Raw genomic sequence first — 26,947 nt, 5'->3', positions numbered from 1 at the left:
CGGTCAGTTTTCCAGGAGGGAAACGTCGCGGACGGCGCCCTTGTCCGCGGACAGGGCCATGGCTGCATAGGCGCGCAGTGCTGCCGAGACCTGGCGGTCCCGGTCCTTGGGCTTGTAACCGCCGTTGACCAACAGCTTTTCGCGGCGTTCGGCGAGGATCTCATCGGAGACCTCCAGCTGCATGGAGCGCTGGCTGATGTCGATGCTGATGATGTCGCCGTCCTTGACCAGGGCGATGGTGCCGCCGGAGGCGGCCTCCGGGGAGATGTGCCCGATCGACAGGCCGGAGGTACCGCCTGAGAAGCGGCCGTCGGTGATGAGGGCGCACTTCTTGCCCAGGCCGCGGCCCTTGAGGAACGACGTCGGGTAGAGCATCTCCTGCATGCCCGGGCCGCCCTTGGGGCCTTCGTAGCGGATGACCACCACGTCGCCTTCTTTGACCGTCTTGTTCAGGATCTTTTCCACGGCCTCGTCCTGGGACTCGCACACAACGGCCGGGCCCGAGAACGTCCAGATGGACTCGTCCACGCCGGCGGTCTTCACCACGGCGCCGTCGACGGCCACGTTGCCGCGGAGCACGGCCAGCCCGCCGTCCTTGGAGTATGCGTGCTCCACGGAGCGGATGCAGCCGTCCGCGGCGTCGGTGTCCAGGGAGGTCCACTCGTTCGACTGGGAGAACGCAGTGGAGGAGCGGACACCGCCGGGAGCGGCGTGCCACAGGGTCTTGGCTTCCTCGGTGGCCTTGCCGCCGCGGATGTCCCAGTCATCCAGCCAGCCGTCCAGGTCGGCGGAGTGCACGGAGTGGACATCCTTGTGCAGGAGCCCGCCGCGGTTCAGCTCGCCCAGGAGGGCGGGGATTCCGCCGGCGCGGTGCACGTCCTCCATGTAATAGGTCTTGTCCTTGGCCACGTTGGGAGCCACCTTGGCCAGGCAGGGCACCTGCCGGGACTTGGCGTCCATCTCGGCCAGGCCGTAGTCCACGCCGGCCTCCTGGGCCGCGGCCAGCAGGTGCAGGATGGTGTTGGTGGAGCCGCCCATGGAAATGTCCAGGGCCATGGCGTTGTCGAAGGCCTTGGCGGTGGCGATGGAGCGGGGCAGCACGGAGTCGTCGTCGCCGTCGTAATAGCGCTTCACCAGCTCGACGACGGTGGCACCGGCCTTCTCGTACAGCGCCTTGCGCGCGGTGTGAGTGGCGAGCACGGAGCCGTTGCCCGGCAGGGAGAGGCCGATGGCCTCGGTGAGGCAGTTCATGGAGTTGGCGGTGAACATGCCGGAGCAGGAACCGCAGGTGGGGCAGGCGTTCTCCTCGATGAGGTTGATGTCAGCGTCGGAGATGGACTCGTCCACGGCGTCGGCGATCGCGTTCACCAGGTCAAGGGAACGCACGGAGCCGTCAGTCAAGGTCACCCGGCCGGCCTCCATGGGGCCGCCGGAGACGAACACGACGGGGATGTTCAGGCGCAGCGCGGCCATGAGCATGCCGGGGGTGATCTTGTCGCAGTTGGAGATGCAGACCAGGGCGTCGGCGCAGTGGGCGTTGACCATGTACTCCACGGAGTCGGCGATCAGGTCACGGGACGGCAGCGAGTAGAGCATGCCGGAGTGGCCCATGGCGATGCCATCGTCGACGGCGATGGTGTTGAACTCGCGCGGCACGGCGCCGGCAGCGAGGATCGCGTCGGAGACGATCCGGCCCACGGGGGCGAGGTGGGTGTGGCCGGGAACGAATTCGGTGAAGGAGTTAGCCACGGCGATGATGGGCTTGCCGATGTCTGAGTTGGCGACGCCGGAAGCGCGCAGCAGGGCGCGGGCTCCGGCCATGTTGCGGCCGTGGGTGACTGTTTTAGAGCGTAGTGCAGGCATGCCTACCATCCTGCATGGCCCTCCCGGCGACTGGAAGACGGTCCTGATACTAGTAGTGGGAGTACCAGAGTAATAGTATTTGGGGGTGCAGGGTACTGGAGTGCAGGGTTCGGAGAGACGCAAGGAACTGGGACTCTTCCTCAGAGCCCGGCGTGACCAGGCAGTGCGGGCCGAGTACGGCCTGCCGCCGATAGCCCGCAAGCGCGAACGCGGCCTGCGCCGGGAAGAGATCGCGTTCCTTTCCGGGGTGAGCGTCACCTGGTACACGTGGCTGGAGCAGGGCAGGGACATCAGTCCGTCCCGGCAGGTGCTGGAGTCCATCTGCCGCTCCCTGCACCTTTCGGACACCGGCCTCGCGTATGTCCTGTCGCTCGGGGGCTACGCAACAGCGGCGCCGTCCAGCCCTGCTGCCGCCACGGCGCCGGCCCATGTCCAGCGGCTGATGGATGCGCTGGATCCCAATCCGGCGTTCGCGCTCTTTCCCGACTGGGGGGTTGCGGGGTGGAACACGGCCTATGCCGCGCTCTATCCAAATATCGCCAAGGCTCCTGCGCCGGACCGCAATCTTCTGTGGCTGGTCTTCACGGACCCCTATGTCCGCGACCTGCTTCCCGACTGGGACGTCACGAGCAAGCGCTTCCTGGCAGAATTCCGGGCCGAAACCGGACAGCGCCTGGGTGATCCCGACATCAAGTACCAGGTGGAACGGCTCCAGGAGGCCAGCCCCGAATTCCGGGCAGCATGGGACCGGTACGACATCCTGGGCTTTGAATCCCGTGAGCGGCTGTTCCACCATCCGGCGGTGGGAGTCCTCCAGCTGGAGCATCACCAGCTTTCCCCCTCCGACCGGCCCGATCTCCACATTGTGGTGTACACCCCGGTTCCGGGAAGCGAGGCCAGCAGCCAGATGCAGCGCCTCATGTCAGGCCCCGGGTAGCCAACAACACGCTGATTTGCCTTGCCGCGCGGGCAACTTGGGAGAATAATAGTTAGCAATGCTAATTAGCTGAGCTAACCACATCCTGAGGAGGCGTCAGATGCCACCATCCCAAGCGGCAGACGCAGAAGCTCCCGCTTCCATCAGTCCGGATACCCTGGCGATCGACCTGCGGACCGCGGTCATGAGGACCTCCCGTCGACTGCGGGTCGAGGCCACGGGCGATGTCATCACCCCGGGCCAGTACACCGTCCTGGCCCAACTCGACAGCCACGGCCCACACACGCCACGGGAGCTGGCTGACCGGGAGCACGTGCAGGCACCGTCGATGACGCGGATCGTGAACGCCCTCGCGGAACTGGGCTTTGTGTCGCGGTCAGCCCACCCGCAGGACGGCCGGCAGATCCAGGTCAGCATCACCCCCGCCGGGGAGGCTGCGCTGGAAGAAGCACGCGACCAGCGGACGGCCTGGCTGGCCCAGCGCGTCGACACCTTAAGCCCGGAGGACCGGCTTACCCTAAGCCGCGCGGCGCACATCCTCCAGGAGATGATTTCCCGATGAGTGCCACCTTCCGGGCGCTGCGGAACCCCAACTACCGGCTGTGGGCAGGCGGCGCCCTGGTCTCCAACATCGGCACCTGGATGCAGCGGGTGGCGCAGGACTGGCTGGTCCTGACAGTCCTCACGGATCATTCCGGCACCGCCGTCGGCATCACCACGGCCCTGCAGTTCCTTCCGATGCTGCTGCTCGGGCCGTATGCCGGCGTCCTCGCGGACCGGCACTCCAAGCGTGCGATCCTGCTGTGGACGCAGTCGGCGATGGGCCTGTGCGGGCTGGTTGTGGGAGTCCTGGTGGTGACCGGTTCTGCGCAGCTTTGGCAGGTCTACGCGGCCGCCTTGTTCCTCGGGATCGCCAGCGCCATTGACGGGCCGGCGCGCCAGGCCTTCGTCTCCGAACTCGTGGGACAGGACGACATCGCCAACGCCGTGTCCCTCAACTCCGCGTCCTTCAACACCGCCAGGCTCACCGGCCCTGCACTCGCAGGAATCCTGATCGCGTGGGCCGGCACCGGCCCCGTGTTCCTGCTCAACGCAGCCAGTTTCATCGCCGTGATCATCTCGCTGACCCGCATCCGCAGATCGGACCTGGCCCCGGCCGCACCGGCAGTCCGCGGCAAGCATCAGGTTGCGGAGGGCCTTGGCTACGTGCGCAGGCGCCCTGACCTGGTGCTCATCCTGGTCCTGGTGGCCATCCTCGGCGCCTTTGGCATGAACTTCCCCATCATCAACGCGCTCATGTCCACGGCGGAATTCGGCATGGGGCCGGGCGAATTCGGACTACTGGGCTCCATTATGGCCGTCGGAACCCTGTCCGGTGCGCTGCTTGCCGCCCGCAGGGCGCGGCCCCGCCTGCGCTACCTGCTGGGTGGGGCGCTGGGACTGGGCTTTTTCACACTGATCGCCAGCGTCTCGCCGTCGTTCTGGCTGTACGCCGCCGTCCTGGTCCCGGTGGGACTGGCCTCCCTGACCTTCCTGAACAGCTGCAACACAAGCATCCAGCTCTCAGTGGAGCCACAGTTCCGGGGACGGGTGCTTGCCCTCTACTTGGCAACACTGCAGGGCGGCACCGCGCTGGGGGCCCCGCTCATGGGCTGGCTTGGCACCGCTTTCGGCGCCCGCTGGTCGGTGGCTGCCGGCGGCGCGGTGGTGCTGCTGGCCGGCTTGCTCGCAGTCGCCGTCGTGCTCCGGAACAGCCCCCTGTCCTGGCAGCAGCAGCTGTCCGCTTCCTTCCGGAGAAGGCGCGCGCCGCGCGGGCCCGGCGAGCCGGTCAGCCCTTCGCCGTGAGGGCGTACTCCAGAATGAAGTCGTTTTCCACTGAATCGCCCAGGGTGAATGACTTGGTCCCGACCTTGGTAAAGCCGGACTTCTCATAGAAGCGGATGGCCTTGGCGTTCTGGCTGTTAACGCCCAGCCAGACGCTGGCCGCTCCCTGGTCAGCAGCCCAGTCCAATGAGGCCTGCATGAGCATGGAGGCTGCGCCCCGTCCGTGATGGTCCGGGTGAACGTAGCACTTGCTCAGCTCCACGGACCGCTTTGCGGCCAGGGCGCGGAGCACGTCCGGGTCCGTTGCCTGCCGGTCGACGAGCAGGGTGTACCCGTCAAGCCGGCTGCCTTCCTCGAGCACCAGGATGGCGATCCTGCTGTCCGCGAGGTATTCCGCAAATTTCTCCTCGCTGAGCGTCCGCTTAAGGTGGAGCGCGATGTCTTCCGGCGAGGAGCCGGGCGGGCAGGCGAGCGGGAAAGTGACCGCCGCCAGTTCAGCCAGGGCGGCAGCGTCGCTGGCCATGGCCTTGCGGATCATTGAAACTCCAAAGTGCTCGAACGGGCAGAAAATCAACGGAACGATTCTACGCCCGGCTCGGCTGGAGCCGCTTCCGCTGAGCCGTTCAGCTACCAGGTCAGCGGCCTTCGGTCACCTTGGGCTCGACCGCCCAGGCGAGGCGGTGCAGGAAACTGGCGGTCCGGCCCCTGAACCTGTTCCACGCTGCGGAGCGCGACTTCGCTTCCTCAACGACAGTCGGGGCCCCGGGCAGGGCGCTGGTGGCCAGGCTGTCAGAGCGGGACAGAAAGAGGGCCATCATGCCGGCGCTTTGCATATTTTCTCCAGAGCGATGTCAAAAAGGTTTGTTCTTGGGGGGAAGTCGAAGGGGTCCGGCGGAAGGCTTACGACGCCGTCTGTTCAGCGCGTCTGTTGCGTCGCCTTGGGGCCGTGCCCGGCTTTGCCGGACATTCGATCCCTTCCATTATTCCTGAGCGGTCAACCGGTTGACGAATCGAGACGAGGTCACTGGGAACTTCGGCGGACCAGTGGGCGCCAAGTAGAGCCGGCGATAGAGCCGGCCCAGGCCAAGGGTTGCTACGTGGGGTTGCAGGAATCAGCGGTGACCATCGCGTCCACGGAGGGCCCGTCGCCGGCCCTGCCACCGCCACCCCAAAGGATAGTCAGGACCGTCAGAAAACGGCGTTACCCCCGCCCCCTCGTTTCGAAATGATGAATAGCAACAGAAAGGTCCACATCGTTTGAATTGAGAGGGAAGATCATGACCCGGGAAGAAGCTTACGCAAGGTGCCCCCAGGACTCCTATGTCGAGTTCTACGGCGGCCGGTGGCTGGTTGTTCCGTTCGAGCCGGTTGAGCAGCCGCAGTTTTTCGTTTGCGCTCCGGGAAGTCTCCGGAGTTTTTAGCCCCGCCAATATTGCGCCGGGAAATTGACTGCGTAAAGTAATTACCAGGCAATATGTGCCAAATGGGATTATTTACTTCGCTGCCACAGTTCTTCAATTCCAGGTTAATGGCTGCTGCGGACGGTTGCGGGGGAGCAGACAAAGAAGGCCGGCTGTTCCACCTGCGCGAACGGCACTACGAGCCAGCGGCCGCCATAGAACTCGACATACGAGTCCGAGGTGCATCGTGCGAAGGCTTCCTCGCGTGTCATTGTCTTCCTCCATCAAGCCTTGGGGTACCGGGACGGCCACTGGGGTCAGAACAGCTCTGCGTGGAGTTCCGCCGAACCGGTGACCGTCACCTGCATTTCTTTCCTGTACTAAAAGTACGCCAGCCAATTCCTTTAGGGGAGGGCTTTTCGCGAACTTCCATGAGAAATTCAGCGGTCCCTTTTGCCATTGCAGTTAACATGTCTGAAACATGGAGTTAACATGCTGGAAACATGACTGCTGGTTTGCTAGGCGGGCTGTCGGGGAGTCAGGACGAAGAGACTCGCCAGCACCATGGCTATGCCAAGCCAGCCGAGAAGAGGCAGCCGTTCCCCCACGACGACGACGGCCAGTACGGCGGCGACAACAGTTTCCATAAGCGAAAGGCCCGTTGCGGTACTCGCGCGCACGCGCGCCAGTCCCCAACCGAAGAGGACGTAACCGGCGAACATGGGGACAAGCGCCATGTAGGCGCCCACGGAGAAGTTGCCCCACGACTCCAGGAGCGGCTGGCCGGTCATTGCGAGCACCGGCATCAGGAGCAGGCCGCCCAGGCCGAACACCGCACCCATGGCTGCCCGGGACGGCACTCCCCCGCTGATCAGGCGGTGGGCAGCCCACGAATACAGCGCGTAGGTGACGCCGGCAACCAGCCCCAGCACAATTCCCGCCGGCACGGCCCAGGCTTCGGCAAGGGCACCCGGCCGTTCCGCCGCCTCGCCGGCAAAGCACAGCAGTCCGGCCCCTGCCACCCCGATCAGCGCGCCGAGCATCCAGCGGCGGGTCAGCTCCTTCCGGTCCGCCATCCGCTCAATGACCGCCGACGCCAAAGGGGCCGAACCGATCGAGATGACTGTTCCAAGCGCGACGCCGGAAAGGTGCATGGAGCTGTAGAACGCAAGCGGGTACACCGCCACCGCCGCGGCCCCGAGGGAGACAAGGAGCCTTCGGTCCCGGAGTCTGGCCCAGTGGCCCGCGATCGGCCGGGCTGCGTACAGCGCCTGCAGCAGCCCGCCCACGCCCATCGCCACCGCACCGATCGCCAGTGGACTCACCGACGGCGCGAACGTGGCAACAGTTCCCGTGGTGCCCCAAAGGGTGGAGGCTCCGACGACGAAAACGGCGCCCAGGAGCGCGCCGTTCACCCGGCCAAGCGCCGCCCTCACAGCGCCTCCAGCATTCGGACGGCGATCAGCCGGGCCTCGCGCAGGCAACGGTCTTCGCCTTCAAGGCCGGCCCTGGCCATTGACCCCTCGAGCAGGAACGCCAGGTGCCGGGCCACCCTGCCGGCCTCAGCATCCTGCCGCGGCAGCAGCTCCGCCACATGCCGGCGCAGGAGGCCCTCGACCTCCTCCTTGTGTTGCCGCACGGCCTGCCTTCCGGGAGCGCCGGCAGGCAGTTCGGCGGCAGCATTGAGCAGGCCGCAGCCCCTGAATCCGTGCTCATACGCAAAGTTGGCGTGGTCGATGTAGGCGTCGAACACGGCGAGGACCCGGTCCTGCGGCGTCCCAGCCGCAGCAACCCGTTCACGGTACAGGGCGAGCCATTCCTCATGCCGGACGGCCAGATAGGCCGCCACCAGGTCCGCCTTGGAGGCGAAGTTGTTGTAGAGGCTTTTCTTGGCCACGCCGGCGGCAGCCGTAATGGAGTCGATGCCGGTGGCCGCGACGCCGTCGGAGTAGAAGAGGCGGGCCGCAGCCTCAAGGAGCGATGCACGGGCAGGCCGCTTGGATGTTGATCGGTCTTCAGGTGGGGCCACGGCTATTCCTCCGGCAGTTTGGCAGTAGGTAGACCAGTCTACCTACCGACTATGTCTACCGAAGGCTGCAGCCGTGCCCGGTACGCGGTCCCCTGTTGACGACCGGCCAGTGTCCGGTGAAACGCTGGGGGGTGGCCCGGATGCAGGAGTTGCAGAACACAGCCAACAGGCGGGGCAGGTTGGAGAGAAGGAGAGTTGAATGAGCGAGAAATTGCGTTGGGGCATCCTGGGCAGCGCCCGCATTGTCCGCAAGACAATTCCGGCGTTGCAGGAAACAAAAAACGGTGAGGTTGTAGGCATTGCTTCGCGAACCGAGGAGAAGGCCCGGGAGTACGCCGGCAAGCACGGCATCCCGCAGGCTTTTGGCTCCTATGAGGCACTGCTCGCCTCCCCGGACATCGACGCCGTCTACATTCCGCTGCCGAACACACTGCACCTTGAGTGGATCCTGAAATCTCTGGACGCAGGCAAGCACGTCCTCTGCGAAAAACCTCTGGCGATGAGCGCCGCCGAGGTCGAGCAGATAGCCCGCAAGGCCGAGCAGACCGGCCTCAAGGTCCTGGAAGGCTTCATGTACCGCTTTCACCCCCGCTTCGAGAAGCTCCAGGAGCTGCTCGCTGACGGCGCGGTGGGAAAACTGACATTTGTCCACGTCGCCCACTCCTTCGACGCGGGCGACGGGGACAACATCCGGTGGTACAGCAGTCTTGGCGGCGGGGCACTTTTCGATACGGGGTGCTACTGCGTCAACGTAAGCCGGATGGTCACGGGCCAGGAGCCGGCCGAGTCCGCCGCCTTCGGCAACTACCGCGACGCCAATGACGGAGGCCAGATCGACACCAGCATTGCGGGCATGCTGCGCTTTCCCGGCGGCGCAACCGTGCTTTTTGATACCGGAGTAAACCTTGAGCGCCGCAACTTTCTGGAGCTGACGGGCACTGAGGGCCGCCTCTACCTCGACAATCCTTTTGGGCTCCTGGAGGAGGATTCAGTCCTGGAGGAGCACCATTTCGGCCAGGACACCGTATTTCACCAGGTCAAGGGCGAAAACCACTTCGTACGGATGGGCGAACACTTCGCCGACAGCGTCCTCAACGGCACTCCGCTCCACTACGGCCTCGCGGACGCGGCGAACAACGCACGGGTGCTGGAAGAGCTCGACAGGGCGGCGCGGAAACAGGCTGGCACCTAAAGCTACGGCGGACCGCCCCGGGATCGGGTGGTCCGCCGTAGGCTATTGGCCTGCTGCTTTAGCGCGCCTTGTTGTGCATGACGTGCTTCGTGCGGGAGTAGTCGTCCAGTGCGTAGGCTGACAGGTCGCGGCCGTACCCGGAGCTCTTGAAGCCGGCCCAGGGCATCTCGTTGGCCAGGACCAGGTGGGAGTTGACCCACACGGTACCCGCATCCAGCCGGGAGGCGACATCGTGGCCGAGCTGCGGGTTGAGGGTCCAGGCCGACGCTGCCAGGCCGTACGGCACCTCGTTGGCCCGGGCGATGGCTTCTTCTTCCGTGGAGAAGGTCTCGACCGTGACCACCGGGCCGAAGATTTCCTCGAGGGTGCAGGCTGCGCCTTCAGGGACGTCAGTCAGCACGGTCGGGGCGACGAAGTAGCCGGGGCCTTCCAGGGCTCCGCCTCCAAGCGCAGCCTTTGCGCCGTCGGCCTGCGCACGCTCGAGGTGGTTCAGAACGCGGTCGTAGTGCGCCTTGGAGATGAGGGGGCCGATTTCAACGTCGGCGCCGGCTGTGGGTTCGCCGACCACGAGGGTCCGTACCTGCTCGACGAGCAGCTGGGTGAAGCGTTCGGCGACTGACTCGTGGACCAGCACGCGGCAGCCTGCACCGCACTCCTGCCCGGAGTTCCAGTAGCCGGCCGCGCGGAGGGACTCCGCGGCGGCGGAGAGGTCAGCGTCGGCGAAAATGACCACCGGGGCCTTGCCGCCCAGTTCCAGGTGAACCCGCTTGATGGTCTCCGCAGCGCCCCGAGCCACGGCGCGGCCGCTGTTCACCGAGCCCGTCAGGGCAATCATGTCCACCTTGGGGTGCTCGGACAGCCGTGCGCCCACGACCGGCCCAAGCCCGGTCACAACGTTGAAGACACCCGCCGGCAGGAGGTCGGCAACCAGTTCCGCGAACTTCAGCGTCGTGAGAGGCGTCTGCTCCGAAGGTTTGAGGACGATCGTGTTGCCGGCGGCCAGGATGGGAGCGATTTTCCAGGCCGCCATCAGCAGGGGATAGTTCCACGGGGTCACGACGCCGACCACGCCCAGCGGTTCACGGACGATCACTGACAGGTGGTCCTCGGCATACTCGCCCGCAGCGAGCGAGGTTGTTGCACGGGCCGCTCCGGCCATGAAGCGGAATGAATCGATGGACCCGGCAATATCGTCTTCTGCAACCATGAGGGGCTTGCCGGTGTTCCAGGCTTCCAGCCGGGCAAGCATGTCCGCGTTCTCAGCGAGACGGTCGGCAATGGCAAGCAGAATCTCTGACCGCTTCTTGGGGAGGGTACGGCCCCAGGCATTCTTGGCTTCAAGCGCTGCGGCGACAGCGGCATCGACGTCGTCCGCGGTTCCCTGGCTGACCTCGCAGATGGTGGCTTCGCTGCATGGATCCACGATGGTTTGGGTCTCGCTGCCAAGGCCTGCACGGAATTCTCCGGCGATAAAGTGCCCGCTCGGCGGCAATGCATCAGCAGTGAGAAGCGGGGAACCTCCGGTCCCCCGTCGGACTGTTGGTGCGTTGGTAGTGGCGGTGGTTGTCACTTTCATGTGCTCCTGATCGTTTGAGGTTGAGTTGGGATTTTCCTGGCCGGGCCATGCGGATGGCACTGGGGGCCTCGGGGTCAGGCCGGGGCGGGCGCCAGTTGGAGTTCGGTGACGAGTTTTTGGATGCGGTTAAGGGAGGCGCTGTCCAGATCGGCAGTGGGACGGCGCGGCTTGCCGATGGGCTGTCCCAGCACTTCCAGCGCAGCCTTCACAGCCGGAACGAAGGGCGCGGAAAGCACGGCGTCGATAAGGGGGTAGATGCGGTTCCACGCAGCCTGGGCCGTCACGAAGTCTCCGGCGGCGACGGCCCGGTGGACGGCCACGATTTCGCCCGGGATGATATTCGCCGTCCCCGCCATGACAGCGGGGGCCCCCTCCGTCAGAGCTGCAAGGATCAGGTTGTCCGAACCGACGATGGTGGAAATGTATTGGCTGTGGTGATGGATGAGCTGCGTGGCTTGGCCCATGTCGCCGCTGGAATCCTTGACGTAGCGGATGTTCTCTACCTCGCGGGCCAGCCTTCCCACCGTTTCGGCATCGAGGTTCACTCCGGTGGCGGACGGGTAGTTGTACAGCATCACGGGAAGTTCAACTGTTTCGGCCACGGCGCGGAAGTATCCGGCGGTCTCAGCCATCGAGAGCGCCTCGTAGTAGGGGGCGATCAGCATGATCACATCCGCGCCGCATTCCTGTGCGTGCCGGGAGTTTTGGATAGCCTCCGCGGTGCTGGTGGCACCGGTCTGAGTTACCACAGGCACCCGCCCTGCGGTGTGCTCCACGACAGTTTCGACCACCAGGCGCCGTTCCGCGTGGCTGAGGGCCGCGAATTCACCGGTTGAGCCGCAGGCCACCACGCCGTCGACACCTCCGTCAATCGATCGGTCCACGAGGAGTCGAAGCTTCGGAACGTCGACCTGGCCATCGTCCGTGAAGGGCGTGGCAAGGGCGGTGAGTACTCCGGTGAGCTGCAGTGTCATCGGTTTTCCTGTCTGCTTCTGGAGGCCCAAAACCCTCGACCCCAAGGAGAAGCGCGTTCACTGAATGGATGATTTATTCATTTTATCCGAGCAAAGCACTGTTAAAACAAGGGCTTTCCCGGTAACTTGGGCGCTTTTAATGCGGGTTAAACGCCCAGGAAATCTTGGGGTAACAAAGCTCACCGGCCCAGGCGGACCGCCGCTCCGCGGCACGCGCCGGCAGGCGCGCACTGCGGAGCATTCACGAATGGGACGAGGCGCCGGGGCGGCATCCCGTCAGTTGAACCAGCTTTCCGCTGCCTTCTTGTTCTCAGGGTTCTCGAGCCACTTCTTTGCACCCTCCGTGGGGCTGGAGGCCTCGCTGACGTTCAGCATCAGGCTGGAGAACTGGTCTTCAGTGATCTTGAAATTGGACATCCACTTGACGACGTCCGCCTCCTTCTCGGCGAACTTCTTCGAGAGGACGACGTAGGAGCCGTCAGGCTTGGGCCAGCCCTCGAGGTTATCCTCGAGCACCTTGATCGGCATGGAGGCGAAGGCCCAGTGGGGAGTCCACAGGGTGGCCACAATGGGCTTGTTCTTCGCGGTGGCGTCCTTAAGGGCAGCCAGGGTGGCGGGTGTGCTGCCCGCAACGATGCTGAGTTTGTCTTCTGCTCCATACTTCTTCAGCACATCGGGCAGAATCTTCATCTCGCCCGACCCGGCTTCGATGCCGATGATCTTCGAATCATAGGCTTCCGCATTTTTCACGACGTCGGCGATGGTGTTTTCCGGAACTGACTTCGGGGCAACCAGCACGAGCCGGTCATTGTCGAAGAACGGCTTGTCAAGGATCTCGACCTGGTCCTTGTACTTGTCTACGAAGGTACCGTGCGTTGTGGGCAGCCAGGCGTTGAGGTATCCATCAAGGTCGCCGCGGGCGATGCCGGAGAAACCGGCTGCCAGGTCCACGCTCTTCGTTTCGAGCTTGTAGCCGCGTTCTGCAAGCAGTTCCTGCCAAAGCCCGGTGACGGCGACGCTGTCGTCATAACCGGCAGGCAGGGCAACGGTGATGGTTTTCTCGCTGGACTGGGATCCCGCGCTGACGCCGGAGCAGGCACTGACACCGGTAACGAGGAGTGCGCTGGCAATGACCGCGCCGATTTTCTTCTTGATCATGTAGGTCTCCAATGAGAGGTAGGGGGCGAGTTTGTGGCTTAGACGGCGGCCGCAGGAGCGGGCGCCTTGATTGCGGTTCGTTGTTCTTTCCTGATGCGCCGGCTCCGGAGAACTTCCCCCAGGGAGCGTGCGCCGCTGGTGACGCGGTCCAGGTAGATCGCGAGGATGACGACGGCGAGGCCTCCTTCGAAGCCGCGCGCAGTGTCCAGCTGCGCGACGCCTTCGACGACGACACCGCCGAGCCCGCCGGCACCGACCAGGCCGGCGACGACCACCATGGAGAGGGCGAGCATGATGACCTGGTTGACACCGGCCATGATGGACGGGAATGCCAGGGGAAGCTGGACGTCCTTCAGGATCAGGCCCTTCTTGGCTCCGAAGGCGGTGGCAGCTTCGAGCAGTTCGACGTCCAGCTTGCGGATGCCCAGCTCGGTCAGGCGAACGGCAGGCGGGATGGAGAAGATGATGGTGGCTGCGATGCCCGGGACCATCCCGACACCGAAGAAGAAGACCGCAGGGATTAGGTAAACGAACACGGGCATTGCCTGCATCAGGTCAAGGACGGGGCGTGCCACTGCACTGACGGTCCCGTTCAGGGCTGCCCAGATTCCGAGGGGCACCCCGATGGCCAGCGAGAAGACCACCGACACCAGGACAACGGCCAGGGTGGACATGCTTTCCACCCATAGTCCCATCGAGACAATGAGCAGGAATGCCAGGGCCGAGAAGATGGTCAGGCCCAGGCTACGGGTGAGAAAGGCCGCCGCGCCGGCCAGAACGGCAATGATCAGGATGGGGTGCAGGCCAACGAGGACACCCTCCACATTCCCGACGAGGAGGCTGACCAGCCAGGAAACCGCGTCGAAGAACCAACCGAAAGTGGCCAAGGACCAGTCGATGAAAGCTGCGAACCAAGTACCGACATCAAGCTGCATTTTTGCTGTTCCCCTTGCTGGGTGCGAGTGCCGAGAAGACGTCCCCGGCGGTGATCTTGCCGATTGTGGCGCCGTCCTGGTCGACGACCTCCACAGGCTCTGTTCCGGTTGCGAGAATAGGCAGCAGGTCCTGCACGACCGTGCTTTCGGGGACCCTTGCCGAGACGGAACTGAGCAGGTCTGCCCCCTGCCCCTCGGTACCGTGACGTCCTGTCCGGCGCGCGACCATCCCGGCCGTGAGGACCCTGCTCCGGTCTACTTCGGCAACGAAGTCCTCGATGTACGGGTCGGCAGGTGCTTCCAGCAGGTCCAGGGCGGTGCCGCACTGGATGTTCTTTCCCTGCTTCATCACCATGATCTTGTCGCCGAGGTACATGGCCTCGTTGAGATCGTGGGTGACGAAGATGATGGTCTTCTTGAAGTTCTGCTGCAGCTTGATCAGCAGCTCCTGCATGTCCTTGCGGATGAGCGGGTCGAGCGCGCTGAACGGTTCATCCATCAGGAGGATCTCTGCGTCCGTTGCCAGGGCGCGGGCAAGCCCAACGCGCTGCTTCATGCCGCCGCTTAGCTGGTCCGGCATGGCGTGGATGCGGTCTCCGAGGCCGACGATGGCCAGCGCTTCGGCCGCCTTGGCTTCCCGGGCTTCCTTGTCGACGCCCCGGACCTTGAGACCGAAGGCCACGTTGTCCACGAGGGACTTGTGCGGGAACAGCCCGAAGTGCTGGAAGACCATGTTGATGGTCCGGTTCCTGTAGTCGCGGAGGTCGGCCGGCGGCAGTGAGCGGACATCCTTGCCATCGACCGTAATGGTTCCGTCGCTGGCGTCGATGAGCCGGTTGACCATCCGGATGATGGTCGACTTGCCCGAGCCGGAGAGGCCCATGATGACAAATATCTGGCCTCGTTCCACCTCGAAAGAGACGTCGTCGACGGCGACGAATCCCTTTCGGCCGGACTTCGGAGGCAGGAGCCCGAGCATTCGCCGGGTACTGCCGGTATGGAAGACCTTGGAGAGGTTTTCCACACGAACGAATGGTTTGTCAGAGTCCATGGATTCCTCGCGGTGAAGAGTGGTGGGTAATGCGGTGGGCTGGGCTGTCATGAATTCCTCAGTGATGAGCGTTAGTCCTCCACCGCTTCGTTGACATCGACGGTGACACCGAAAGAAGAGGGAGGATTCGTGAGGGTCACCCGGAGACTGGGGGCTCCGAGGCTGGCTTAGCGGTACGTTCACTGATTGAACGGTTTGGTTATTGGGTGATCAAAAGCATAAAGTGACGTTCATCACCACGTCAAGACTTGAACGTGCAGTTCGAAAAATGAGCATCGCACTTGACGATGTGCTGCGGGCCACTTTACCGTTGTGTTCATCAGATAAATACTCTGTTCACTGAGTGAACACACATCAAGGGAATGGAATGACAAAGCAAATAAAGGTGTTTGCCTTCGACTTCAACGGCCCTGCCCACCTCTCCGCCGGCCTGTGGCGGCACGAGAACGACGGCGGCGGCGAGTACACGAACATCCACCGGTGGGTCGAGTACGCGCAGATGCTGGAACGCGCGGGCTTCGACGGCATCTTCTTTGCCGATAACAACGGCTACCACGACAAATACAACGGGAACGTGGACGGTGCGCTGCGCGATGCCGCACAGATTCCGGCTAACGACCCCGCGTACCTGATTCCTGCGATGGCGGCGGCGACGAAGCACCTGGGCTTCGGTGTGACCTCCTCCACCGCGTACGACCACCCGTACGCGCTGGCCAGGAAGTTCGCCACGCTCGATCACCTCACCGGTGGCCGCATCGGCTGGAACGTTGTGACCTCCTACTCGGACAGTGCCGCCCGCAACCTGGGGACCGGCACCCAGACGGCACATGACGACCGCTACGAGATCGCCGAGGAATTCATCGACGTCGCACTCAAGCTCTGGGAAGGTTCCTGGGACGACGACGCGGTCGTCCGCGACAAGCCAACCCGCACCTATGTGGATCCCGGCCGCGTGCACGAGATCGGCCATGAGGGCAAGCACTTCACGGTACCGGGCATCTTCCTCTGCGAACCGTCACCCCAGCGCACCCCGGTGATTTTCCAGGCCGGCGGATCACCCCGTGGCGTGGAACTGGCGGCAAAGACCGCCGAGGCCGTCTTCATGAACTCCGCAACGAAGGCCGGCCTGAAAAAGCAGGTCGACGCGCTGCGCGCCAAGGCAGTGGAGGTCGGCCGCGAACCGTCACATATCGCCGTCCTGCAGATGATCACGATTATCAGCGCCCCCACCGATGAAGAAGCCCAGGCCAAGTACCAGGACTACCTCAAGTACGTCGACTACGACGGCGCCATGGCGCGTTACAGCGGCTGGGCCGGCATGGACATGGCCCAGTTCGACCCGGACCAGCCGTTCGAGAGCGTCAAGACCAACGCTGGCCAGACCATGGTCAACTTCTTCACCAAGATTGATCCGGACAAGCGCTGGACCCCGCGCGACATCGCCGAGTACAACGGCATCGGCGGAACATCACCGGTGATCGTTGGCAGCCCCGAAACCGTGGCCGACGAACTGATCTCCTGGATCGAGGAAACCGGCGCCGACGGCTTCAACATCTCGCACGCCGTCAAGTTCCGCGACATCGAGGACTTCGCCCGCTATGTCGCTCCCGAACTGCAGGCCCGCGGCGTCATGCGCACCGCGTACGACGGCAACACCCTGCGCGAGACCCTCTTCGGCGCCGGGCAGGATCGGCTGGCTTCTGACCACCCGGGCGCCGCCTACCACCGCACCCGTACCCACCAGGCTTAGTAGGAACCCACCATGTCCATCATTGTCACAGCCGAAACCCCGTCGATCGACCCCGCCGTACAGCGCCAGGTCTTCGGCGCACTGCCCACGGGCGTCACCGCCATCACAGGCCTGACCGAGGACGGCACGCCCCGCGGTTTCGTCGTCGGCACGTTCCAGTCCCTCTCCCTCGAACCTCCCCTCGTCACGTTCTGCGTGGACAAGTCGTCCAGTACCTGGCCCACGCTCAGGTCATTGGGCCGGTTCACCGCCAACATCCTCTCCACGGAGCAGCTGCCGGTATGCCGCGCCCTCTCGCGTAAGGGAGATGAAAAATTCGCCGGCGTCGAGTACGAAGCAAGCCCCATCGGCACTCCCCGCATCCTGGGCGCCACCGCCTGGGTCGACTGCGAAGTCCTCTCCGAGGTCGTGGCCGGCGATCACTACATGATCGTCGGTTCCATCGAGGAACTTGTCCCCGGCGAGGGCGAGGCCCTGCTGTTCCGCGGTGGCAAGTTCGGTGACTTCAACCAGTGGCCGGTTCCTGCTCCTGCAGCGACTCCGGCTCCTACCGGAAAGGCCTAGTGAAATGACCAGCATGCTTAACCGCGTGACAGAAGCCTGGACCAAGGCCTGGGGCGAAGGGGACACGGCAGCCTTCGAACGCCTCGTCGCCCCCGACTACGAACGTCAGTCAAAGACCGGCTCCGAAGGGCTGGCCCAGGTGGTCGAGCAGATCGAGGAATCCCACCGCGCCTTCAGCGACTTCCACGTGACGGTCCTTCGCGCCATCGAGGACGATAACCTCGTGGCCATCCACTGGGAAACCGTCGGAAAACACACCGGCGAATTCATGGGCGTCCCTCCAACCGGCCGCACCGTGACCGTCCGCGGCGCCTCGTTCATCAGCCACCGCGACGGACTCATCACTTCAGAAGCTGTGGTGTGGGATCCCCGCGAAATGCTTTCATCCATGAGCATCTGGCACCTCGGTGACCAGCGCTCCCAGCGCCGAAAGACAGAGAAAATTGCCGATTAATATCACGGAGACCGCCCAGCGCATCCTGGATGCCAAGGCCAGCAGGAAGCCGGTCGACACCCTTATCAGCAGCGAAGACGGACCCACCATCGCGGACGCCTTTCGTGTCCAGCAGGAAGTGATCCGGCTGCAGGTGGCCGGCGGCGACAGCGTGGCGGGCTTCAAGCTCGGGAACATTGCCAAGGCCATGCAGGCAAAGTTCGGCGTAGACGAACCTGATTACGGGTACCTGCTGGCCAGCCAGTTCTACCCGGAGAACCTGCCGCGTTCCGAAGAAGAGTTCATCGAACCCTTCGTCGAACTCGAGCCTGCCTTCGTCTTCAAGCGCGACATCGGCGGCCCCCACGTCACCGTGGCAGACATCATTTCCGCAACCGACTACGTGGTCCCGGCCCTGGAAATCATCGACTCCCGCGTCCGCGACTGGAACATCGGCATCTTCGACACCCTGGCTGACAGCGGCTCGAGCGCCGGCATCATCCTCGGCGGCCAGCCCCGGAAGCTCAACGAGGTGAACCTCTCCGACACTCCCGGGCTGATCACCTTCGATGGTGAGGTTGTGGCCGAGGGAAACACGAACGCAATCTACGGCAGCCCGCTCTCCGCCCTTGTTTGGCTCTGCCACCGGATCGCCGAGTACGACATCACCCTGAGGGCCGGCCAGCTGATCCTCCCGGGCAGCTGCCTTGCTGCAGCCAGGATGGTTCCCGGTACCCGCATCACCGGCCGCTTCGAGGGCTGGGGAGAGGTTAGCTTCGACTACACCGCCGCCGGTTAAGGTTGAGTAGATCACTACTCGAAAGGCCTTGACCGACGATGAGCACCACTCAGGAAACACCCCAACAGGGATTCGCGGCCAACCGCTCCGTTTCACGGGCCGTTCGAATACTGCGCGCGCTGGCGGCATCCGGGACTCCAATGACTGTCACTGATGTGGCCAAGCGGATCGATCTTGCACGGGCCACGACCTTCCGACTCCTGATGACACTGGAGGAGGAGGGGCTCGTGGACCGGCAGGACACGCTGTATTCCCTGGGGTGGGATCTGGGACGCATTGCCCAGTCCGTCGACCCGGCTTCCGGCCTGGTGCCCCGCATCAAGGACATTCTCGACGAATTTGCCGATGAGACCGGCGAGACCGTCACCTTCAGCCTCCGCCGTGGCCTTTACGAATTGGACCTGGTGCTGCAGTCGTCACCGCGCCTCCTGGGCATGACGATGTCAGAGATGTACGGCATGCAGTGGCCACACCACGCGTCAGCCACCGGCAAGCTCCTACTGGCTGAGCTCACCGCTGAACAACGGCGGATGGTGTTGGGCGACCACCTCGATGCGCTCACAGCGAAGACCATCACGAGCTTCGAGGACCTTGACCGGGAGCTTAAAAAGGTACGCGAACGCGGCTGGGCGAGCACCGTCGAGGAACTTGAGGACGGCATCATCGCCTTCGCCGGCCCGGTCAGGGACTCCGTCGGAACCTTCATCGGTGCCGTGTCGGTGGTTGGCCCTCGCCACCGCATGGAAGACAAAGAAAAGCAGGCCGGCCTGCCAGCCCGCCTGGTTGCTGTTGCAGAACACGTTCAGCAACGCATGAACCCGCCCCGCCAGGAATAACGCACGCGGCTGGCTTCGCGGCCGGCGCCAGGGTGGAGTGAAACAGCCCTTACGGCGGCCGGACCCCTTTCTGTGTGACCTTGACAACAAATCGCGCAACTGCTCGAATGGATTCGAATCCATTTCCCCTTAGGAACTTCAGCTACCTGATAGTGGATTCGAATCCACTGCAACGACGCAACGAAAGCAGGCCACCGTTGACCTCCACACCTTTCTCCCTCCTCATGCATCTCGTCGGTGATGACCGACAGGCTGAACTGTTCTCCCCGTCAGAAGCAGTCAGATCCTGGTTGGCCGCAGAACGGGCGCTGGCTTTGGCCCAAGCGGAACTGGGCATCATTTCCCCGGAGGATGCCCAGGCTATTGCCAAGGCCGCCATCCCGGAGAACGTTGACCTGGACCGGCTCTGGTCCTCTGCCCGCAACGTGGGTTACCCAATCCTGGGTGTGGTCCGTGAAATCGCCGCCGCGCTCCCGGAAGGTGCCAACGGCCGGGTGCACTATGGAGCCACCACGCAGGACATTATGGACACCGGCTTGGCCCTGCAGCTGCAGCGGTCCCTCAAGCTCCTGGACGAGGATCTCGAACGGCTGGGTGATCGCCTTGCTGAACAGGTTTTGGCCCACAGCGATACCGTCATGGCTGGCCGCACCCACGCCCAGCAGGCTGTACCGACAACCTTCGGCGCCACGCTGGCCACCATGCTGAGCCAGTTCACGCGGCAGCGGGAGCGCATCGCGCAGGCACTCCCCCGCATCGCTGCCATCTCCATGTTCGGCGCCGGCGGCACCTCGGCAGCCTACGGGCCCCAGTCGGGGGTCCTGCGTGCCCGGGTCGCAGAACTGCTTGGCCTCGAGGGCACCGACGTCCCGTGGCACGTCGAGCGTGACAGCCTGGCTGAGTTCGGATGGCTGTGCGTGACAATCACTGCCTCCTGCGCGAAGTTTGCCCGCAACATTGTGGACCTGTCCCGCACGGAAATCGCCGAAGTCTTCGAGCCGTATTCCCCGCACCGCGGCGCATCGTCCACGATGCCCCAGAAGGTCAATCCGATCTCATCCGAACTAATCATCGGGCTCTCGGGCACGGCAGGAGCACTTGCCTCATCGCTGGCCCGGATTCAGGAGGCAGGCCACGAACGCAGCGCCGGTGAATGGCAGATCGAGTGGCAGGTCATCCCCCAGCTCGCTTCCCTGGCCGGCAGCGCTCTGCGCGAAACTCTCGTCATCGTTGACGGCATACGCGTCGATGCCGAGCGGATGCGCCGGAACATGGAACTGGACGGCGGCCTTGTCCTCGCCGAAGCACAGATGATCCAGCTCGCCGAGAAGGTGGGCCGCGAACAGGCCCACGACCTTCTCTACGCCGCCTCCACCCGCGCCCGCGAAACCGGCACTGTACTCGCCGATGCCCTGCGTACCGTCGCCGCCGAGCAGGGCATGACGGACCTGCTGCCCGAAGCGCTCGTGCAGGCTGCCGACTACCTGGGCGAGGCGGAATCCATCTGCAAGACTGCAGTCAGCATCTGGCACTCACACACCCCGCTCCAGGCTGCCTGCCCTCCCATCGCTGAACTGGCAACAGCCCCAAGCGGAGCCGAAGGAGTCCCCGCATGAGCGCAACAGAAGTCACCACCCATAACGACGTCGGAGAGGCCAGCCGCTTCGACTACCTCCGCGCACGCGCCGGCCTCTTCGCGGCGCTGCCGCTGATGGCCCTGGCCCTCTTCCTGCCCCAGGACCTGCCCTGGGAACAGCGCGCCATGCTCGGGGTGCTGAGCTTCATCGTCCTGTTCTGGATCACCGAAACCATCCCCATTCCCGCTACCGCCCTGATCGGCATCGCCCTGCTGGTGCTCCTCGGCGTCGGCTCGCCGTCCGAGGTGTACTCCGCTTTCGGATCGCCCACCGTGTTCCTGGTCATCGGCGCTTTCATCCTCGCCCGCGCCATGACAGTCCACGGCCTGGACCGAAGGTTCGCGCTCCGCGTCCTGTCGCTTCCCAAGGTCGGTGACAGCACGCACCTGACCGCACTGGCCTTCATGACCGTGGCAACCCTGCTTGCCATGCTGGTTTCCGCCTCCGCAACCGCCGCCATGCTGTTGCCCATTGGCATCGGCGTAGTCCGGACGGTCGGCGATCTCATTCACGATCCGGCCAGCGGCCGCAAGAGTTACCAGACCCGCTTCTCGTGCATGCTGATGCTGGCTATCGCGTACGGTGCCGGTGTCGGCTCTGTGCTGACTCCGGTGACCGGCATCGCCAACGTCATTGGCCGCGGCACCGTGGAGCAGATGACCGGGTACCAAATCCCGTTGTTCGACTGGGTCTCCATCTCCGGCCCTTATGTCCTGGGCCTGGGGACCCTCATGTTCATCGCCCTGGTGCTCATGAACAAACCGGAAACCCACCACATCCCCAACGGGACGGCGTCGTTCCGGCGGCAGTATGCCGAGCTTGGCGCCATGACGCGCGGCGAAAAGATTGTCGCCCTCGTCTTCGCCCTGACCGTCGTGCTGTGGACCTTCCCCGCCGTCGTCACCACTTTCAGCATCACCAACCCGGTCCTGGAAACAATGGCCTCGCACCTGAATGAGGGATCCGTTGTTGTTCTGCTGGCCGGCCTGCTGTTCCTGATCCCCACCGAGAAAAAGACCCCCACGCTCGAATGGAGCGAAGCCGCCAAGATCGACTGGGGCACTGTTATCCTCGTCGGCGTCGGACTGACCGTCGGGGCGATGATGAAAGCCACTGGGCTGGCCGAAACCATAGGCACCGCCGTCGCCGATGTCACGGGGGTCAACAGCGTCCTGCTGCTCTGCCTTGTGGCAGTGGTCCTTGGCATGGTCATCTCCGAAACCACCAGCAACACTGCCAGCGTCGGCATTGTCGTCCCTATCATCATCCCGATCGCCCTGGCTATCGGGGTCGATCCGCTCATCCCAGCGATGGCAGCCATCTTCGGCGGCAACGCCGGGGCCATGCTCCCTGTGTCCACACCCCCGAACGCCATTGTCTACGGATCCGGCTACGTGCCGATGCTGCGCATGATCAAAACCGGCGTCGTGGCCGACCTGGTTACTATCCCGCTGATCCTCCTTACCGTCATCGGCATCGGCAGCGCCATCGGGCTGTCCCTGCCCTAGCCTGCCCGTACCCGACCCCGCCAATAGGATGGACTCCATGGTCAAACTCACGGACGTCGCCCGCGCCGCCGGGGTCGGGTACGGCACGGCATCCCGCGCCCTCAGCGGGAAGGGCCCGGTGGGCGGCGACGCCCGGGCACGCGTTCTGGAAGCGGCACGCGAACTTGGCTACACCGGAGACGCCACCGCCCGGGCCCTGCGGGAACGCCGCACCCGAAGCGTCGGGCTCATCGTTCCGGACATGACCAACGAGTTCTACACGGCCAGCGCCGAAGTCCTCCAGGAAGTACTTCGCGACGCCGGCCACCACCTTTTCGTCGCAACCACCGGCAACCACCCGGGGCGTGAGCAGGAAGCCCTGCAGGAGATGGCGGCCCGCAGGGTGGACGGGATCGTCCACGTACCCTCCGGTCCAAGTACCGCCGCCGCGTCGCCGGTCCCGGTCGTCGAGCTCAACCGCTACAGCGGACGAAGCGTACCGGCAATCGTCAGCGACGACTTCGTGGGCGTGAAAGAACTGACCGAACTGGTCATCGCCTCCGGCTATACAGACGTGGCCGCCATCGTCGGCCCCGATACCTACAGCACCAGCCGGGAACGGCTCGCAGGTTTCAAAGCCGCCGCAGAGCAGGCCGGCTTCACGGAGAAGGCGACTACAGGAAAACGCTTCCGGATAATGTCCTCCGACTTCTCCGCCGAGGGCGGTGCCAGCGCAATGCAGACATTGCTTTCCGACCTGCCCCAGGCCGTCATGCCCCTCAGCAGCAGGCTGGTGATGGGCGTACTTAAGGCGACACGGGAATCGGGCATCCGGGTTCCCGAAGACCTCTCACTGGCCGGATACGGTGATCCTGATTGGTTTGAGATCTGGGGACCCGGGATCACCACCTTCGCCCCGCCCCTCGCGGAGATGGGTGCAAAGGCAGCCGAAGTACTGCTGGACCTGATCAACGGTCTCGAACCTGCACACGTCGTCAGCCGGATCCCGGGAACACTGCGGATCCGGGGAACCCTGACCACATCAAGGGATTAATGCCCCCGGCAGTCGCTTCCCCGGCTGGCTTCCTACTGCTCGGGCAAACGGCTACACGAACCCCACAAAGGGACCGTTGCTGTCAGTTTCAGCCGGACCGCCCCTGGTAGTGCTACGGCGGGAGATGAGTACGGGCCCGTGGGCGTGGTGCAGGACGGCATGCGCGGTCGATCCTATGGTGCCCCTGATGAGTCCCTGACCTTTGGTTCCCACCACTGTTATTCCGGCGCCTTTGGAGGCGTTGAGGATCGCACGCGGGATTGAAGTGTCTGTGAGTACCCTTCCTTCGACGGCGATGGCTGGCGCGAGGGCGCGTGCAGTCTCGATGGCGGTGTTAACGACTTCGTCCGCTGCAGCTTCGGCGTCCACTGGATCACGGAGTTGCCGGTACCCGGCTGGCGTGTGCCTGACGTGGATGATGGTGAGGCTGCTCTGGCTTGTGGCGGCCATGGCGCAGGCGTCTTCAAGAGCAGTGGGAGAACCGGACCCGTCCACAGCAACAACGACTGGTCCTTTGGGGTGATCGTCGGAACGGATCACGGCCACGGGACAAGCTGCTGTGGCAGCCATCTCCAAGGAGACGGAGCCGATCAGCAATCCCATGAACCCGCCGATGCCGCGGCTGCCCACAACGAGCAGGTCTTTGCCTGCCGAGATTTTCACCAGATGTTCGGCGGGCCACCCGTAAACAAGTTTGGTTTCTATGTCCAGCTCAGGTTCAAGGTGACGGGCATGGGAGAGTCCCTCTTCAAGCGTTATTTGGGCGGAGCGCTCCAGTCCGCTGTCGGCCACTCCGGGCACCGGGCCGAGGTTGTCCGTTAGCAGCGGCCACAGTGAGCAATGGACCAGAAGGAGCTGGCAATGACGCGCCGCCGCCTGCCGTGCCGCCCATCGGACTGCCTGGGCCGCTTCGACTGAGCCGTCATACCCGACGACGACGGTTCTGGAATCATTCACGGCGCGTCTCCTTGTTGGCCGGTTGTACGGGGGCAGCCGCTGCTGCAGGCATGAGCGCGGCGGGAAGCTCGGTTCCGTGGGCGATCAGGACCGGGCATTTCGCTTGCTGGGCGGCCAGCGTACTGACCGAACCCATGAACAGCTCCTTCATGTGGCCGTGATCGCTGCTGCCAAGGATCAGCAGCTGCGCGGTCAGGGACTCATCCATGAGGACTTTGGCGGGGGCGCCACGGCGGATCACCTGGTTCACTGGCGCTGGTGCGGTGGTTCCATATGCCCGTTCCACCGCAAGGGAGCAGGTGCGTTCCGCCGCACGGTCGGGGTTGGGCGCGGCAGGCGCCATCAGGGGGAACGGGACATCGAAGTCCCACGCGGTCACAGCCCTGATCTCTGCGTTCATCAACGGTGCGATCACGCCCGCCCAGCGCAGGGCGAGGATTGAAGCCTTACTGCCGTCCACTCCGACGACAATACTGGGCATTGGTTCTGCATTCATGACCCGTCCTTCAGTTGCCAGGTCGGGGCTCCCTTGCCGGCCACCACCGCTTGGAATCATCGATGACGAATCTGCGGCCAGTAACCTCCGTTGGCGAAATACGGAATACGTAGTCCTTCAGACCCGGCTCCCAAGGTGAGAGTGCCTGCTCCGCCGCCTCCTGACCCGGATCATCCTCCGCGACGGGTTCGGGGCGGCCCTTCACCACCACACTCCAGGCGATGGTGCCGTAGGAATTGAGCCCATCTGCCTCAAGGACAACCACATTGCCCTCAAGCAGCGCATTCATCTTGGTCCCGGCCCCCGTCCGGAAAATCAGCGTGCCATCCTCCGGCAAATAATTGACAGGAAAAATCTCCGGCCCTGCGCCGCCGGTAAAGGCCAAGCGGCCGACCGATGAGGACCGCAGGTGCCTCCAGCACTCATGGACACTCAAAACCTCTGACCTCGGGGATTCCTCCACGTTGCTCATGGGCAGAGCATACCTAGCCCGCAGGGTGCTGCAGTAGAGGAACGGAAATAAGGTTGTCAGCTGTTATTCGGAACTGTCGGCGATATCAGCCTCGGGCGATAACGGCAGCCCCATGAATTCATAAAGCTCCCGCCATGCGTTATCCAAACGCATCTCGGCCAGGACGATTTCTTCTTTGCCGGCATCATCACCGCGCTGCCGCAATTCATAGAGATCGTTGTACAACTCGTCAACTTGATTCAAGCGCCTCTTGAATTCCATGTCAGCCATCGCAAAAGACTAATCCAACAGCAGTGAATGGGACAGGGTTCACATCCAAACCCTTATCTTGACGGGCCGACAGAGGTATTGAACGCTTGTTCAACCTCCACTACTGTCCTCCGTATGTGCTTGATCAAGTCCTGCACTGAACAAGTCATGCACCGAACAAGGAGGTTCACATTGAAGAGATCCACGAGCATTGCCTGCACGAGTATCGCCATCGAGTCCATGCTGGCCGCGTCCGGCTGCGCCGCCACCGACCAGGCCGGCGCGGCGCCGGCGGAGAGCCCTAACCCCGGGAACTGCGCGGTACAGGAGCACGCCATGGGTTTGCGCTGGCAGCAGCAAAGCGCGGAGGCACAGGCACTGCAGTCCCAGATCTACCGGATCGCAGGCGAGCGCCTTGAGGAGAAGATCAAGCAAGCCAAATCCGAAAACCTCGCGATTATCACCGATCTCGACGAGACGGCAATCAACAACACCGAGCTGCTGGCGCGCGATGTGGCCGCCTGCCACGACTACAGCACCTGGGACACCTGGGACCAGTGGGAGCTGAAGGGGTCACCGTCCGCGATCCCGGGCGCCGCCGAGTTCTTCCAAAAGGCCGATGAGCTGGGCGTCTCCATCTACTACCTCTCCGACCGGACCGAGGAGAACCTCGATGCCACCATCGCCTCGCTGAAGCGCCTGGACTTCCCCCAAGTATCGAAGGACCAGGTGATGCTGCTGGGCCCGTCGAAGGAGGAGCGGCGCACCAAGATTCAAGAGAAACACAAGGTCGTCATGCAACTGGGCGACACGCTGCATGACTTCGCCGGGCACTACGCTAAAGCCGATCTAGGCCAGCAGCGGCAGCTCGTCGAAAAAGACTCTGGGCACTTCGGCGATGACTGGTTCATACTGCCCAACCCCACCTACGGCTCCTGGGAGGATGCCGAGCTCGACGAGTGGGACGCCGAGCTGGAAGTCAATCCCCGATCGGAGCGCGGGTACCAGCGCCAGAGCGTGGTACCCGCGCTGCCGGATATCCGTACAAAGACCACCGAACTGTCACCAATCTGTGTCTTGCTTCACAGCATCGGCAACGATAATATTGTCCATAATTGTTAGCGCTAACAGAAACGTTGGGGCAAGCCGGACTTAGAACTCCGGCGATGACAGCCTCCGGTGCCGCTCCTGTGGAACGGCCTCGGTACGCCGGACACAAATGGCCGGCCTCGGCGGAAAGTACATACGCTTTCCGCTCAAGCACCGATTCGTGG

28 protein-coding genes are annotated in these 26,947 nt (G+C 63.8%); 13 read left to right on the top strand and 15 right to left on the bottom strand.

Annotated features, from left to right (window positions below; all coding sequences use genetic code 11):
* Nucleotides 1-3: 3 nt before the first annotated feature.
* Nucleotides 4-1,863: a dihydroxy-acid dehydratase gene (gene ilvD, locus ACFTR6_RS11840; RefSeq protein WP_377958069.1), complete on the bottom strand. Its 1,860-nt coding sequence runs from the start codon at nt 1,861-1,863 to the stop codon at nt 4-6.
* Nucleotides 1,864-1,948: 85 nt separating this feature from the next.
* On the opposite strand from ilvD, the gene ACFTR6_RS11835 reads away from it, so the two are divergent.
* The 3 genes from ACFTR6_RS11835 (at nt 1,949) to ACFTR6_RS11825 (ending at nt 4,645) form a co-directional block, all read left to right on the top strand.
* Nucleotides 1,949-2,800, top strand: a complete 852-nt coding sequence (locus ACFTR6_RS11835) for a helix-turn-helix transcriptional regulator (protein ID WP_377958068.1) — start codon at nt 1,949-1,951, stop codon at nt 2,798-2,800.
* Between the two features lie 100 nt (nt 2,801-2,900).
* The gene (locus ACFTR6_RS11830) at nt 2,901-3,362 is read left to right on the top strand and encodes a MarR family winged helix-turn-helix transcriptional regulator (RefSeq protein ID WP_076799225.1); all 462 of its coding nucleotides are present in this window, start codon (nt 2,901-2,903) and stop codon (nt 3,360-3,362) included.
* Nucleotides 3,359-4,645, top strand: a complete 1,287-nt coding sequence (locus ACFTR6_RS11825) for an MFS transporter (RefSeq protein WP_377958067.1) — start codon at nt 3,359-3,361, stop codon at nt 4,643-4,645. Before ACFTR6_RS11830 ends, ACFTR6_RS11825 begins: the two co-directional genes overlap by 4 nt.
* Here ACFTR6_RS11825 and ACFTR6_RS11820 read toward each other — a convergent pair.
* The 5 genes from ACFTR6_RS11820 to ACFTR6_RS11800 all read right to left on the bottom strand — a co-directional run bounded on the left by ACFTR6_RS11820 (nt 4,629) and on the right by ACFTR6_RS11800 (nt 8,053).
* Nucleotides 4,629-5,162, bottom strand: coding sequence for a GNAT family N-acetyltransferase (locus tag ACFTR6_RS11820; RefSeq protein ID WP_377958066.1), 534 nt, complete (start codon nt 5,160-5,162; stop codon nt 4,629-4,631). The genes ACFTR6_RS11825 and ACFTR6_RS11820 overlap by 17 nt on opposite strands.
* A 97-nt stretch (nt 5,163-5,259) precedes the next feature.
* Entirely contained in the window at nt 5,260-5,442 is a 183-nt protein-coding gene (locus tag ACFTR6_RS11815; protein WP_236783155.1) for a hypothetical protein, read from the bottom strand.
* 707 nt (nt 5,443-6,149) lie between these two features.
* The gene (locus tag ACFTR6_RS11810; protein ID WP_157365123.1) at nt 6,150-6,296 is read right to left on the bottom strand and encodes a hypothetical protein; all 147 of its coding nucleotides are present in this window, start codon (nt 6,294-6,296) and stop codon (nt 6,150-6,152) included.
* 246 nt (nt 6,297-6,542) lie between these two features.
* Nucleotides 6,543-7,460, bottom strand: a complete 918-nt coding sequence (locus ACFTR6_RS11805; RefSeq protein ID WP_377958065.1) for a DMT family transporter — start codon at nt 7,458-7,460, stop codon at nt 6,543-6,545.
* Nucleotides 7,457-8,053, bottom strand: a complete 597-nt coding sequence (locus ACFTR6_RS11800) for a TetR/AcrR family transcriptional regulator (protein ID WP_377958064.1) — start codon at nt 8,051-8,053, stop codon at nt 7,457-7,459. Before ACFTR6_RS11800 ends, ACFTR6_RS11805 begins: the two co-directional genes overlap by 4 nt.
* Before the next feature lie 199 nt (nt 8,054-8,252).
* On the opposite strand from ACFTR6_RS11800, the gene ACFTR6_RS11795 reads away from it, so the two are divergent.
* Nucleotides 8,253-9,245, top strand: a complete 993-nt coding sequence (locus ACFTR6_RS11795) for a Gfo/Idh/MocA family protein (protein ID WP_377958063.1) — start codon at nt 8,253-8,255, stop codon at nt 9,243-9,245.
* Between the two features lie 58 nt (nt 9,246-9,303).
* Here ACFTR6_RS11795 and ACFTR6_RS11790 read toward each other — a convergent pair whose 3' ends face one another.
* From ACFTR6_RS11790 to ACFTR6_RS11770, 5 genes are all read right to left on the bottom strand, one after another.
* Nucleotides 9,304-10,821 carry an aldehyde dehydrogenase family protein gene (locus ACFTR6_RS11790; RefSeq protein ID WP_377958062.1) on the bottom strand — a complete coding sequence of 506 codons (1,518 nt, stop codon included), beginning with the start codon at nt 10,819-10,821 and terminating at the stop codon, nt 9,304-9,306.
* Between the two features lie 74 nt (nt 10,822-10,895).
* Nucleotides 10,896-11,795, bottom strand: coding sequence for a 4-hydroxy-tetrahydrodipicolinate synthase (gene dapA / locus ACFTR6_RS11785; protein WP_377958061.1), 900 nt, complete (start codon nt 11,793-11,795; stop codon nt 10,896-10,898).
* A gap of 276 nt (nt 11,796-12,071) precedes the next feature.
* A complete protein-coding gene (locus ACFTR6_RS11780; protein WP_377958060.1) occupies nt 12,072-12,953 on the bottom strand; it encodes a glycine betaine ABC transporter substrate-binding protein in 882 nt (293 codons plus the stop codon).
* Between the two features lie 38 nt (nt 12,954-12,991).
* Nucleotides 12,992-13,888, bottom strand: a complete 897-nt coding sequence (locus tag ACFTR6_RS11775; RefSeq protein ID WP_377958059.1) for an ABC transporter permease — start codon at nt 13,886-13,888, stop codon at nt 12,992-12,994.
* Nucleotides 13,878-14,990, bottom strand: coding sequence for a betaine/proline/choline family ABC transporter ATP-binding protein (locus ACFTR6_RS11770; protein WP_377958058.1), 1,113 nt, complete (start codon nt 14,988-14,990; stop codon nt 13,878-13,880). The genes ACFTR6_RS11775 and ACFTR6_RS11770 overlap by 11 nt, the downstream gene beginning before the upstream one ends.
* 316 nt (nt 14,991-15,306) lie before the next feature.
* On the opposite strand from ACFTR6_RS11770, the gene ACFTR6_RS11765 reads away from it, so the two are divergent.
* From ACFTR6_RS11765 to ACFTR6_RS11730, 8 genes are all read left to right on the top strand, one after another.
* Entirely contained in the window at nt 15,307-16,689 is a 1,383-nt protein-coding gene (locus ACFTR6_RS11765) for an LLM class flavin-dependent oxidoreductase (RefSeq protein ID WP_377958057.1), read from the top strand.
* A gap of 12 nt (nt 16,690-16,701) precedes the next feature.
* Complete coding sequence (locus ACFTR6_RS11760) at nt 16,702-17,253, top strand: flavin reductase family protein (protein ID WP_216359066.1); 552 nt, start codon at nt 16,702-16,704, stop codon at nt 17,251-17,253.
* A 4-nt stretch (nt 17,254-17,257) separates the two neighbouring features.
* A complete protein-coding gene (locus tag ACFTR6_RS11755) occupies nt 17,258-17,707 on the top strand; it encodes an ester cyclase (RefSeq protein ID WP_253250276.1) in 450 nt (149 codons plus the stop codon).
* Nucleotides 17,697-18,485: a 2-keto-4-pentenoate hydratase gene (locus ACFTR6_RS11750; protein WP_087872087.1), complete on the top strand. Its 789-nt coding sequence runs from the start codon at nt 17,697-17,699 to the stop codon at nt 18,483-18,485. Before ACFTR6_RS11755 ends, ACFTR6_RS11750 begins: the two co-directional genes overlap by 11 nt.
* Nucleotides 18,486-18,523: 38 nt before the next feature.
* The gene (locus tag ACFTR6_RS11745; protein ID WP_377958056.1) at nt 18,524-19,321 is read left to right on the top strand and encodes an IclR family transcriptional regulator; all 798 of its coding nucleotides are present in this window, start codon (nt 18,524-18,526) and stop codon (nt 19,319-19,321) included.
* 197 nt (nt 19,322-19,518) lie between these two features.
* Nucleotides 19,519-20,937 (top strand): adenylosuccinate lyase family protein, encoded by a 1,419-nt coding sequence (locus ACFTR6_RS11740; RefSeq protein ID WP_377958055.1) that lies wholly within the window; start codon nt 19,519-19,521, stop codon nt 20,935-20,937.
* A complete protein-coding gene (locus tag ACFTR6_RS11735) occupies nt 20,934-22,466 on the top strand; it encodes an SLC13 family permease (RefSeq protein ID WP_377958054.1) in 1,533 nt (510 codons plus the stop codon). The genes ACFTR6_RS11740 and ACFTR6_RS11735 overlap by 4 nt, the downstream gene beginning before the upstream one ends.
* A 37-nt stretch (nt 22,467-22,503) precedes the next feature.
* Nucleotides 22,504-23,499, top strand: coding sequence for a LacI family DNA-binding transcriptional regulator (locus ACFTR6_RS11730; protein ID WP_377958053.1), 996 nt, complete (start codon nt 22,504-22,506; stop codon nt 23,497-23,499).
* A 51-nt stretch (nt 23,500-23,550) separates the two neighbouring features.
* Here ACFTR6_RS11730 and ACFTR6_RS11725 read toward each other — a convergent pair whose 3' ends face one another.
* From ACFTR6_RS11725 to ACFTR6_RS11710, 4 genes are all read right to left on the bottom strand, one after another.
* Nucleotides 23,551-24,456 (bottom strand): universal stress protein, encoded by a 906-nt coding sequence (locus tag ACFTR6_RS11725; RefSeq protein ID WP_377958052.1) that lies wholly within the window; start codon nt 24,454-24,456, stop codon nt 23,551-23,553.
* Entirely contained in the window at nt 24,449-24,952 is a 504-nt protein-coding gene (locus ACFTR6_RS11720; RefSeq protein WP_377958051.1) for a universal stress protein, read from the bottom strand. Before ACFTR6_RS11720 ends, ACFTR6_RS11725 begins: the two co-directional genes overlap by 8 nt.
* A gap of 10 nt (nt 24,953-24,962) precedes the next feature.
* A complete protein-coding gene (locus ACFTR6_RS11715; RefSeq protein ID WP_377958050.1) occupies nt 24,963-25,424 on the bottom strand; it encodes a pyridoxamine 5'-phosphate oxidase family protein in 462 nt (153 codons plus the stop codon).
* Between the two features lie 63 nt (nt 25,425-25,487).
* On the bottom strand, nt 25,488-25,694 hold the full coding sequence (locus tag ACFTR6_RS11710) for a hypothetical protein (protein WP_377958049.1): 207 nt from the start codon (nt 25,692-25,694) through the stop codon (nt 25,488-25,490).
* Between the two features lie 171 nt (nt 25,695-25,865).
* On the opposite strand from ACFTR6_RS11710, the gene ACFTR6_RS11705 reads away from it, so the two are divergent.
* Nucleotides 25,866-26,795: a 5'-nucleotidase, lipoprotein e(P4) family gene (locus tag ACFTR6_RS11705; protein ID WP_377958048.1), complete on the top strand. Its 930-nt coding sequence runs from the start codon at nt 25,866-25,868 to the stop codon at nt 26,793-26,795.
* Nucleotides 26,796-26,947: the final 152 nt, after the last annotated feature.

Source organism: Arthrobacter sp. NPDC057009 (genome assembly GCF_042673905.1).
GTDB lineage: Bacteria > Actinomycetota > Actinomycetes > Actinomycetales > Micrococcaceae > Arthrobacter.
Note: the sequence above shows the minus strand (reverse complement) of the source record. Positions and strands in the feature narration are given on the sequence as shown.